Raw genomic sequence first — 10702 nt, 5'->3', positions numbered from 1 at the left:
GGAATTGGCTACTTCTTGGGGCTGGCCTTGGACTCAACCTTCAACTTGCCGGAAATGATGTCCGCCTTCAGGGCGTCCAGTTCAGACTTGGTCTCTGCGGAAACCGCCGAATCAAAGTCATGGAACGGGGCGATCTCGACGCCGCCGTTTTCGAGGGTGCCGACGAAGGCCTCGTTCGAGAACTTGCCGTCCTTGTCGTCCTTGACCAGGCCTTCCACAGCCTCGTCCATCTTCTTCACGATGGAGGTGAACATCAGGTCCTTGTATTCAGGGGCCGTGAGGTAGCCGTCCGAGTCGACCCAGATGAGCTTGACGTCCTTGCCGGCCGCCTTGGCTTCCTTCAGGGCAGCGCCGGCGCCCTTGCCTACCGGTCCCGCCACGGGCAGGATGACATCCGCGCCCTGGTCCAGCATGTTCTTGGTGACCTGCTTGCCGGTGTCCTGCTTCTCGAAGTCACCGGTAAAGGAGCCGTTCTGCGAGGCCTTGTCCCAACCGACTACCTGGACCTTCTTGCCCTTGGCAGTGTTGTACGCCTGGACTCCGTCGTAGAAGCCGTCCATGAAGATGGTGACCGTGGGGATCTTGGCCCCACCGAAGGTGCCGACCTTCCCGGTCTTCGACGCGGCGGCAGCGGCGTAGCCTGCGAGGTAGGCGGCCTGGGCGGTGTCGTAAATGATCGGCTTCACGTTGGCGATCGGTGCCGGGTAGGCGAAGTCGACGATTGCGAAGTGCTTGTCCGCGTTGTCCGCTGCAACCTTCTTGGTGGCGTCGCCGAGGAGGTAGCCGACGGTGACGGTCAGCTTGCAGCCGGCGCTCATCATGCCGTTGAGGTTGGTCTCGTAGTCGCTGTTGGCCTTGGACTCAGCGGACTTCACCGTGATGCCCAGGTCCTTTTCGGCCTTCTTCAATCCTTCATAGGAGGACTGGTTGAAGGACTGGTCGTCGAAGCCGCCGGAGTCGGACACGATGCAGCCAAGGTAATCGCTCGCCGTGTTCGTGCCGGTACCGGCTTCCGGGGCCGCTCCGCAGCCTGTGAGCAGGAGCGCGGCGGCGCCTGCTGTGGCAACGCCAGCCGTTGAACCGCGCTTGAGGGTGGCACGCAGTGATTGCTTCAATTTTCCTCCAGGAAGAAAGTGATTGATGCTACGACGGTGGGTCAATGAGTGTCCGTTTCGAAGACTCGAGCCTGAAATTCTGTTTTCACTGATGCTTCGCAGCATGCGCCGGAGCGCACTTATGTATCAAACACTAGTGGCGCAGGCCACACCCGGGCATAACAAAAGCCCAACGATCCGCGGATTGTTGGGCTTTTGTTACTTTCCAGTAGCCAGCAGGGCGCGAACTCAGATCCGGACGAGCATCTTGCCCGTGTTGGCGCCGTCCAGCAGGTCGATGAACGCCTGCGGGGCGTTTTCCAAGCCGTCCACGATGGTCTCGTCGTACTGCACGGTTCCGTCCGCGAGCCAGCCCGCCATCCGGCCGGCGAACTCTGCCGCGTGCTGGCGCTGCCCGCCCACCAGGAAGCCCCGCAGGGTGAGCTGTTTGCCGATCGCGACAGCGAGGTTGCGCGGCGCGGCCGGCGGCTCGGTGGAGTTGTACTGGGCGATGGCCCCGCACATTGCGACCCTGCCTCCGGTATTCATGAGGGCGAGGGCGGCCTCCAGGTGTTCGCCGCCGACGTTGTCGAAGTAGACGTCGATCCCGCCCTCCCCCGCGGCAGCCTGCAGCTGCTCCAACACAGGGGCGTCGCGGTAGTTGAACGCGGCGTCGAAGCCCAGTTCCAGGAGCCGCTCCACCTTCTCCAGAGTTCCGGCGCTGCCGATGACCTTCGCCGCGCCCATTGCCTTGGCGATCTGGCCTACGATCGAGCCCACCGCACCGGCGGCACCGGAGACGAAGACGACGTCTCCGGCCTTGAACTCGGCCACCTTGAGCAGGCCGGCATAGGCGGTCAGCCCGGTCATGCCCAGCGCGCCGAGGAACGCCGAATGGGGCGCCAGTCCTGCCGGCACCGGCGTCGCCGCCGCGGCGTCCACCACCGCGTACTCCCGCCAGCCGCGCTGGTGCACGACGACGTCGCCCGGCTTGTGCGCGTCCGAACGGGACGCGATCACCTCACCGACGGCGCCGCCGTCGAGCGCTTCATCCAGGCGGAAGGGGGCGGAGTAGGACTTGCTGTCGTTCATCCGGCCGCGCATGTACGGGTCCACGGACATGAATGCGTTCCGGACCAGGAGTTGCCCCTCTTCCAGCCCGGGCACGCCCGCCTCGGCGAGGCGGAAATTCTGCGGCACCGGACGGCCGTGGGGGCGTGAGGCGAGCTGGATTTCGCGTCCACTGTCTGGGAGGGCACGGCTCGGAAGGTCGTGGCTCATGCGGCCACCTCCACGAGCTTGATGTCGACGTCGATGTTCCCGCGGGTCGCGTTGGAGTAGGGGCAGATCCGGTGGGCCTTGGCCACGAGGGCCTCGGCGGCCTGACGGTCGAGTGCCGGCAGGGCGATTTCGAGTTCGGCGGCGAGGCCGTAGCCTTCGGCATCCTCGAGGGCGCCGAAGTGGATCTTGGCGGCGACCGCTGAATCGGTGAGGTCCGCGCGGGCCTTGCGGCCCACCAGGCGCAGCGCCGAGTGGAAGCAGGCAGCGTAGCCGGCCGCGAACAGCTGTTCCGGGTTGGTGCCCTGGCCGTTGCCGCCGAGTTCCACGGGGCTGGCCAATGCCACGTCCAGCTTGCCGTCCTTGCTGCGTGCGTTGCCGTCGCGGCCTTCGCCGGAGGCCAGTGCCTCCGCGGTGTAGAGGGTCTTCACGGGGTTTTGTCCGTTCTTCGGGTTCTTGGATTTCGTGCTGGGAAGGTATGCGGTCAGTGCTTATCCGCGTCCTGCAGCGCGGCGGTAAGCCGGAGCAGGGTGCCGTGCAGCTGGGACAGCTCCGCGGCGCTCAGCCCGGCGGCGTCGGCGAGCCGTTTCGGAACGGCGGACGCGCCGTCGCTGAGTTCGCGGCCGGCGGCGGTCAGGTGGACCTCGACACGCCGCTCGTCTTCAAGCGAACGACGTCGTTCCACGAGGCCGAGTGCGTCCAGCCGCTTCAGCAGCGGGGACAGCGTGCCGGAGTCGAGTCCGAGGGCCGCGCCCAGTTCGCGGACGGTGCGGGGCTCCTCCTCCCAGAGCACCAGCATCACGAGGTACTGGGGGTAGGTCAGCCCGAGCGATTCGAGCACGGGCCGGTAGACCGCCGTCGCCGCCTTCGAGGCGGAGTACAGCGCGAAACAGACCTGGTGGTTCAGCCGGGGTGCGTCACTCATGGAAGAAACGATAGACCACAATTAAATTGTGCACAACTCAATTCGCCCAAAGGAAGCGCGAACGTACAGCTGAGGCCCCGAATCGGGCGGATTCAGGGCCTCAAGTGTACGTTCGCGCCGGGCCCACGCCGGCAGGGGTCCCCGGCCGAGGAACGAGGCTGGGGTGCCGGTGGGGACTAGAGGTCGCGGATGGTGCGCAGGGCGGCCGCGGCGAGGACCTGCACGGCGTAGCCGAGGGCCCGCTCGTCGACGATGAAGTCGCCGCGGTGAAGGTCGTATTCCTCGCCGCCGGGCGTGTGGGTGCCCAGCCGCATCATGGCTCCCGGGATGTCGGCCAGGAACCAGGCGAAGTCCTCCCCGCCCATGGACTGCGGGGTCAGGACCACCGCGTGCTCGCCGAGTTCGGCGCGGGCGGCGGCTTCGATGATCGCCGTCTCGTCCTCGGAGTTGACCACCGGCGGGACCCCGCGGGTGTGCTCCAGGTGCACCTCCACACCGTACGGTGCGGCGATCTCGCGCACGACGTCGTCGAGCAGTTCGCCCGCATCGTGCCAGGCGTCGCGGTCCAGGCAGCGCATGGTGCCCGCCATGTAGCCGCTTGCCGGGATCGCATTGGGCGCCGAGCCGGCGGAAATCTGTCCCCATACGACGGAGACGCCGCTGCGCACGTCCACGCGGCGGGACAGGACTGCGGGAACGTTGACGGCGATCTGGGAGAGCGCGAAGACGAGGTCCTCGGTGAGGTGCGGCCGTGAGGTGTGGCCGCCGCGGCCCGTCAACTCGATCTTGATGGTGTCCGAGGCCGAGGTGATCGCGCCGATGCGGGTGCCGATCTGGCCGACGTTGATGCGCGGGTCGCAGTGCAGCGCCATGATCCGCGGCACGCCTTCGAGCACGCCCTGCTCGATGCAGGACAGCGCGCCGCCGGGCATGGTTTCCTCCGCCGGCTGGAAGATGATGCGCACGGTTCCGCCGAGCGGCCGGACCCGGTGCATGCCGTGCAGCACCAGCGCCACGCCCAGCATGGTGGTGGTGTGCACGTCATGGCCGCAGGCATGGGTGACGCCGTGGTTCTTCGAGGCGAAGGGAAGCCCGGTCTCCTCGATGATCGGCAGGGCGTCGATGTCGCCGCGAAGGGCGGTGGTTATCGGGCCCTCCCCCACGTCCACGGTGAGGCCGGTTCCTTCGAGCCTGCGGGGCTTCAGCCCTGCGGCCTCGAGCCGCTCCACGAGCTTGTCCGTGGTACGGAATTCCTTGAAGGAAAGCTCGGGGTGCGCGTGCAGGTCCCGTCGGAATTCGATGAGTTCCGGCAGGATTTCCTCGAGCCACGGTCCCACCACTGGGGTCGGCTCGGTTTCAGTCGTGAAATTGCGCACCTCACAACTCTAGCCACCCCGGCGCGCCGCGGACCGAAAGAGGTCTCTTGGTTACGAGATCGTGCCTTTTCGGTTAACACCGCGGGGCGCACCGTGGGGCTACAGGACGTCGGTATCGCCGCTGGCCTTCAGCGCGTCGACGGCGCCCTTGACCCGCTGCGCGTGCTCCTTGGTGGTGACCAGGAGGGCGTCCGGGGTATCGACGATCACCACGTCCTTGATGCCGATCAGGGCGATGACGCGCTTCGTGTCGGAAACCACCACGCCGCTGGCGTTCTCGGTGAAGACACGGGCGCCCTCGCCCAGCACGGTGACCTCGTCGACGTCGCCGGCGCTGTTCAGCCGGCCGATCGCGGCGAAGTCACCGACGTCGTCCCAACGGAAGGTGCCCGGTACGACGGCGACATCTCCCGCCGCTGCTGCCGGTTCCGCCACCGCGTAGTCGATGGCGATCTTCGGCAGGGTGGGCCAGACCCGGGCGGTGACCTCGGCGCGCTGCGGAGTGTCCCACGCGGCGGCGATCTCCTCCAGGCCTGCGAAGAGTTCGGGCTGGTTCGACTCAAGGTGCTTGAGCATCAGTGCCACCGGCGCCACGAACATGCCTGCGTTCCAGACGTAGTCGCCGGCCTCGAGGTACTTCCTGGCGACGTCCTCGCTGGGCTTCTCGACGAATTCGACCACGGCATGGGCGTTCGGTGCGCCGTCGATGTTGAGCAGCTGGCCGCTGCGGATGTAGCCGAAACCGGTGGAGGGGTGGGTCGGCTTGATGCCGATCGTGACGATCTTGCCGGTGGCCGCCGTGTGGATGGCTTCCTTGACGCTGTCCTGGAAGACCTGGTCCGGGCTGATGACCTGGTCCGCGGCGAAGGAGCCCATGATGGTGTCCGGGTCCCGGCGGTACAGGATGGCGGCTGCCAGTCCGATCGCCGCACCGGAATCCTTCGGTTCGCTTTCGAGGACCAGTTCGTCCTCGCCCACTTCGGGGAGCTGGCGGCAGACGGCCGCACGGTGCGCGACGCCGGTGACCACCAGTACGCGGTTGCCGGCGAGGGGCTCGAGCCGGTCGTAGGTGGAACGCAGCAGGGTGCTGCCGGAACCGGTCAGGTCGTGGAGGAACTTCGGCGCGGCGGCACGCGAGAGGGGCCACAGGCGCGTCCCGACTCCACCGGCCGGAATGACCGCGTGGAAGCGGCTCAGCGGGGATTCGGGGAGGGCAGCATTGTCTGTACTCACCGCCTTACCTTATCCGACCGCGCCCGCATAAACCCTTTTGTGGTGTTCGTCTCATATGCGTATGTAAAAGGCTGAAAACAAGGCGGGAAACATTCGATTTCGCCAGCGGGGTAGGGAGACCTGAATTGAATAAGCTGTGAGCGAAGCCTAGATTTAGGCTGAGCTACGAGTGCTCTCGCAGCTGGCGTTCCCCCGCATGGTCCCGTGCCAGCGCCGCTGTGATGCAGGAAGGTTTATTCAGTGCCGACAAAACCAGCTGGCACCTTGTACCGCGGCCGTGAAGGCATGTGGTCCTGGGTTGGACACCGTATTACCGGTGTTGTGATCTTTTTCTTCTTGTTGGTCCATGTCCTGGACACCTCACTGGTGCGTGTGTCCCCCGAGGCCTACACGGCCGTCATCGGCGCCTACAAGAACCCCCTCATGGCCTTGGGTGAAACCGGCCTTGTCGCAGCGATCATTTTCCATGCCTTCAACGGCCTGCGTGTGATTGCCGTCGACTTCTGGAAGAAGGGCGCGAAGTACCAGCGCCAGATGCTGTGGGTTGTCCTCGCGCTCTGGCTGGTGACCTTCGCAGGCTTCGCCATCCGCCACCTGTCCCTCGCATTGGGAGGCCACTAAGCCATGACCGCCATTCAGAACCCACGCAGTGGACAGCTCGGCTCCGGCAAGATCGCGCCGCAGTACAAGCGCAGCGGCGGCAGCAAGGGCAACTTCGAGATGCTCGCCTGGCTGTTCATGCGCCTTTCCGGCGTCGTCCTGGTGGTGCTGATCTTCGGCCACCTCTTCGTGAACCTGCTGGTAGGCGAAGGCATCCACGCCATCGACTTCGGATTCGTTGCCGGCAAGTGGGCCGATCCGTTCTGGCAGTTCTGGGACCTCGCCATGCTGTGGCTCGCGATGCTGCACGGCACCAACGGTGTGCGCACCATCATCAACGACTACGCCGAAAAGGACGCCACCCGCTTCTGGCTCAAGGTTGTCCTCTACGCTGCCAGCGCAGTCATCGTCATCCTCGGCACCCTGGTGATCTTCACCTTCAACCCGTGCCCCGTGGTCGACGGCGTGCAGCTGCCGGGCGGTTTCTGCCCCGCGCCGTAGCGCTCCTGCCGCGCCGCCCTCCGGCGGCGCCCACACTGGCGGAGCACCTCCGCCGGCCATCTGACTTTGAGAGAAAGAGCATCTGGTATGCAGGTCCATAAGTACGACGTCGTTATTGTCGGTGCCGGTGGCGCCGGCATGCGCGCCGCGATCGAATCCGGTCAGCGTGCACGCACCGCGGTACTGACCAAGCTTTACCCCACCCGTTCCCACACGGGTGCTGCCCAGGGCGGCATGTGCGCCGCCCTGGCGAACGTTGAAGAAGACAACTGGGAATGGCACACCTTCGACACCATCAAGGGTGGCGACTACCTGGTTGACCAGGACGCAGCCGAGGTCATGGCGAAGGAAGCCATCGACGCCGTGCTGGACCTGGAAAAGATGGGCCTGCCTTTCAACCGCACGCCCGAAGGCCGCATCGACCAGCGCCGTTTCGGTGGCCACACCCGTGACCACGGCAAGGCCCCCGTGCGCCGCGCATGCTACGCAGCCGACCGTACCGGCCACATGATCCTGCAGACGCTGTACCAAAACTGCGTCAAGCACAACGTTGAGTTCTACAACGAGTACTACGTCCTGGACCTCCTGCTGGTCGAAGAGGACGCGGTCCGTGAGGACGGCACCCCCTACAAGCAGAAGCGCGTAGCCGGTGTGGTGTCCTACGACCTCGCCTCCGGCGAACTGCACGTGTTCCAGGCCAAGTCCGTGGTCTTCGCCTCCGGCGGCGCGGGCAAGGTCTTCAAGACCACCTCCAACGCCCACACCCTGACCGGTGACGGCATGGGCATCGCCTTCCGCCGCGGCATCCCGCTGGAGGACATGGAGTTCTTCCAGTTCCACCCGACCGGCCTGGCCGGCCTGGGCATCCTGCTCACCGAAGGTGCGCGCGGCGAAGGCGCCATCCTGCGCAACTCCGAAGGTGAGCGCTTCATGGAGCGCTATGCCCCCACCATCAAGGACCTGGCGCCGCGCGACATCGTGGCCCGCGCCATGGCCAACGAAGTCCGTGAAGGCCGCGGTTGCGGCCCGAACAAGGACTACGTGCTCCTTGACCTGACGCACCTGGAGCCGGAGCACATCGAAGCGAAGCTTCCGGACATCACCGAGTTCGCCCGCACCTACCTTGGTGTGGAACCGTTCACGGATCCGGTGCCGGTGTTCCCGACGGCGCACTACGCCATGGGCGGCATCCCCACCAACATCTCCACGGAGGTCCTGCAGGACAACGACACCGTTGTCCCGGGCCTGTTCGCCGCCGGTGAGGTTGCCTGCGTTTCGGTCCATGGCTCCAACCGCCTAGGCACCAACTCCCTGCTGGACATCAACGTCTTCGGCAAGCGCGCCGGCATCGCCGCCGCCGAATACTCCAAGACCGCCGGCTTCGTGGAACTCCCCGAGGACCCGGAGGCCCAGACCCGCGGCATGCTCAACGGCCTGCTGGGCGGCACCGGCACCGAACGCGTGGCCCAGATCCGCAAGGAACTGCAGGACACCATGGATGCCAACATGCAGGTGTTCCGCACGAAGGAATCCCTGGAGCAGGTCCTCAGCGACATCGCCTCCTTCGAGGAGCGCTACAAGAACGTGGTTGTCCAGGACAAGGGCAGGCGCTTCAACCTGGACCTGCTGGAGGCCGTGGAGCTTGGCTTCCTGCTGGACATGGCCAAGGTCATGACCGTGGGTGCGCTGCACCGCGAAGAGTCCCGCGGCGGCCACTACCGTGAAGATTTCCCGGACCGTGACGACGAGAAGTTCATGAAGCACTCCATGGCTTACAAGGATTCCTCGGCCACCACCGAATCCGTTGCGGGCATCCGTCTGGAGACGAAGCCCGTTGTCTTCACCCGTTACGAGCCGATGGAGCGTAAGTACTAATGACGAGCGAAATGGCTGAGCCGGCCTCCAAGATCGAGCTTCCCGCGGGCGTTGGCGGCGGCGGGGAAATCCCCACCTTCAACATCACCCTGCGGGTCCGCCGCTACAACCCGGAGGTCTCCGAAGAGGCTGCGTGGGAAGACCACCAGCTGACCATGTACGGCACGGACCGCGTGCTGGATGCCCTGCACAAGGTCAAGTGGGAGATCGACGGTTCGCTGTCCTTCCGCCGCTCCTGTGCCCACGGCATCTGCGGTTCCGACGCCATGCGCATCAACGGCCGCAACCGCCTGGCCTGCAAGACCCTGCTCAAGGACCTGGACACGTCCAAGCCCATCACCGTCGAGCCCATCAAGGGCCTGCCGGTCGAAAAGGACCTGATCGTGGACATGGAACCGTTCTTCCAGTCCTTCCGCGAGGTCATGCCGTTCCTGATCTCCAAGGGCCACGAGCCCACCAAGGAACGCCTGCAGTCCATCGAGGACCGTGAGCGCTTCGATGACACCACCAAGTGCATCCTCTGCGCCGCCTGCACCTCCTCCTGCCCGGTGTTCTGGACCGACGGCCAGTACTTCGGCCCGGCAGCGATCGTGAACGCCCACCGCTTCATCTTCGACTCCCGTGATGACGCCGGCGACATGCGCCTGGAGATCCTCAACGACAAGGAAGGCGTGTGGCGCTGCCGCACCACCTTCAACTGCTCCGAAGCCTGCCCGCGCGGCATCCAGGTCACCCAGGCGATCGCAGAGGTCAAGCAGGCCATCCTGGCCCGCAAGATCTAGCGGTTCCCGCAAGGACAGCAGTACAGCCCGACGACGGCGTCCCACCTTCCGGTGGGCCGCCGTCGTCGGCGCTTAATCACCCCAGCCCCTGCCGGACAGTACGCTGGACGGCAGGACCAACGAAAGGCGGACAGGTGTCCACATCCGTGAAGGTCAGTTTCGAAGGCAGCACCGGCGCCCTGTTGGCCGGCATCCTGGACGTTCCCGAAGGCCCGGTGCGCGGCTGGGGCCTCTTTTCGCACGGCCTGACTCTCGGCAAGGACAGCCCGTCCGCGTCGCGCATCTGCAAGGGCCTGGCCGAGCAGGGCGTGGGCATGCTGCGCTTCGACAACCTGGGCCTGGGCGATTCGGCGGGTGACTGGTCGGACGGTTCGTTCAGCGTCAAGGTGGCCGACACGATCAAGGCCGCGGAGTTCATGCGCAGCCAGGACAAGGAGATCTCGCTGCTGGTGGGGCACTCCTTCGGTGGCGCCGCGGTCCTGGCGGCCGCGGGGAGCCTGCCGGAGGTCGCGGCGGTGGCCACCGTGGCCGCGCCGTTCCAGCCCAAGCACGTGGAGCATATGTTCGACGCCGAGGTGGACACCATCCTCAGCGAAGGCAGCGCCGAGGTGAACCTGGGCGGCCGCCGCAGGGAGGTCCGGCGGCACTTCGTGGAGGACATCGAGAAGGCCGACCTGCGGGACTGCATCCGCACGCTGCATCGGCCGCTGATTGTGCTGCACTCCCCCACCGACAACACCGTGGGCATCGAGAACGCCAGCGAGATCTTCCAGACCGCCCGGCACCCCCGCAGCTTCGTCTCGCTCGAAGGCACCGAACACCTGCTCACCGGCAAGGGCCAGGCGGCACGGGTGGCGCGGATCATCTCCGCGTGGGCCGGTCAGTACCTGGATAGTTAGAGCCGCACGGGCCGCGAGCCGAGGGTCTGGGACTTCTTGTGCTCCGGGGCGGCTAGGGCGTGTCTCCTAAAGCTGTTAGCCAGATGCTGATGGCCCGGAGGACGGCGCCGCCTCTGTAAGTGAGCGCGAGCTTGTCGTA

Annotated in this window: 11 protein-coding genes; 5 read left to right on the top strand and 6 right to left on the bottom strand. The window is 65.9% G+C overall.

The genetic code is table 11. The features are described from left to right. Nucleotides 1-8: 8 nt before the first annotated feature. The 6 genes from D3654_RS16395 to D3654_RS16370 all read right to left on the bottom strand — a co-directional run bounded on the left by D3654_RS16395 (nt 9) and on the right by D3654_RS16370 (nt 5906). The gene (locus D3654_RS16395; protein WP_245413287.1) at nt 9-1115 is read right to left on the bottom strand and encodes a BMP family lipoprotein; all 1107 of its coding nucleotides are present in this window, start codon (nt 1113-1115) and stop codon (nt 9-11) included. A gap of 228 nt (nt 1116-1343) precedes the next feature. Beyond that, nucleotides 1344-2375: an NADP-dependent oxidoreductase gene (locus D3654_RS16390; RefSeq protein WP_120522530.1), complete on the bottom strand. Its 1032-nt coding sequence runs from the start codon at nt 2373-2375 to the stop codon at nt 1344-1346. Further along, entirely contained in the window at nt 2372-2803 is a 432-nt protein-coding gene (locus D3654_RS16385; protein ID WP_120522529.1) for an organic hydroperoxide resistance protein, read from the bottom strand. The genes D3654_RS16390 and D3654_RS16385 overlap by 4 nt, the downstream gene beginning before the upstream one ends. Nucleotides 2804-2856: 53 nt before the next feature. After that, entirely contained in the window at nt 2857-3297 is a 441-nt protein-coding gene (locus tag D3654_RS16380; RefSeq protein ID WP_120522528.1) for a MarR family winged helix-turn-helix transcriptional regulator, read from the bottom strand. A gap of 176 nt (nt 3298-3473) precedes the next feature. Next, on the bottom strand, nt 3474-4673 hold the full coding sequence (locus tag D3654_RS16375; RefSeq protein WP_120522527.1) for an amidohydrolase: 1200 nt from the start codon (nt 4671-4673) through the stop codon (nt 3474-3476). A 99-nt stretch (nt 4674-4772) separates the two neighbouring features. Next, nucleotides 4773-5906, bottom strand: a complete 1134-nt coding sequence (locus tag D3654_RS16370; protein WP_120522526.1) for a mannose-1-phosphate guanylyltransferase — start codon at nt 5904-5906, stop codon at nt 4773-4775. A gap of 240 nt (nt 5907-6146) precedes the next feature. On the opposite strand from D3654_RS16370, the gene sdhC reads away from it, so the two are divergent. From sdhC to D3654_RS16345, 5 genes are all read left to right on the top strand, one after another. After that, nucleotides 6147-6527 carry a succinate dehydrogenase, cytochrome b556 subunit gene (gene sdhC / locus D3654_RS16365; protein ID WP_074586309.1) on the top strand — a complete coding sequence of 127 codons (381 nt, stop codon included), beginning with the start codon at nt 6147-6149 and terminating at the stop codon, nt 6525-6527. Nucleotides 6528-6530: 3 nt separating this feature from the next. Further along, nucleotides 6531-7007 carry a succinate dehydrogenase hydrophobic membrane anchor subunit gene (locus D3654_RS16360; RefSeq protein WP_120522525.1) on the top strand — a complete coding sequence of 159 codons (477 nt, stop codon included), beginning with the start codon at nt 6531-6533 and terminating at the stop codon, nt 7005-7007. An 87-nt stretch (nt 7008-7094) separates the two neighbouring features. Beyond that, nucleotides 7095-8882 carry a succinate dehydrogenase flavoprotein subunit gene (gene sdhA / locus D3654_RS16355; RefSeq protein WP_120522524.1) on the top strand — a complete coding sequence of 596 codons (1788 nt, stop codon included), beginning with the start codon at nt 7095-7097 and terminating at the stop codon, nt 8880-8882. Then, nucleotides 8882-9664 carry a succinate dehydrogenase iron-sulfur subunit gene (locus D3654_RS16350; RefSeq protein WP_115789292.1) on the top strand — a complete coding sequence of 261 codons (783 nt, stop codon included), beginning with the start codon at nt 8882-8884 and terminating at the stop codon, nt 9662-9664. The genes sdhA and D3654_RS16350 overlap by 1 nt, the downstream gene beginning before the upstream one ends. A 134-nt stretch (nt 9665-9798) precedes the next feature. Next, nucleotides 9799-10563, top strand: coding sequence for an alpha/beta hydrolase family protein (locus D3654_RS16345; protein ID WP_120522523.1), 765 nt, complete (start codon nt 9799-9801; stop codon nt 10561-10563). Nucleotides 10564-10702: the final 139 nt, after the last annotated feature.

The organism is Arthrobacter celericrescens (assembly GCF_003614925.1).
Classification (GTDB): domain Bacteria; phylum Actinomycetota; class Actinomycetes; order Actinomycetales; family Micrococcaceae; genus Arthrobacter; species Arthrobacter celericrescens.
This window is presented reverse-complemented; position numbering and strand designations above follow the sequence as displayed.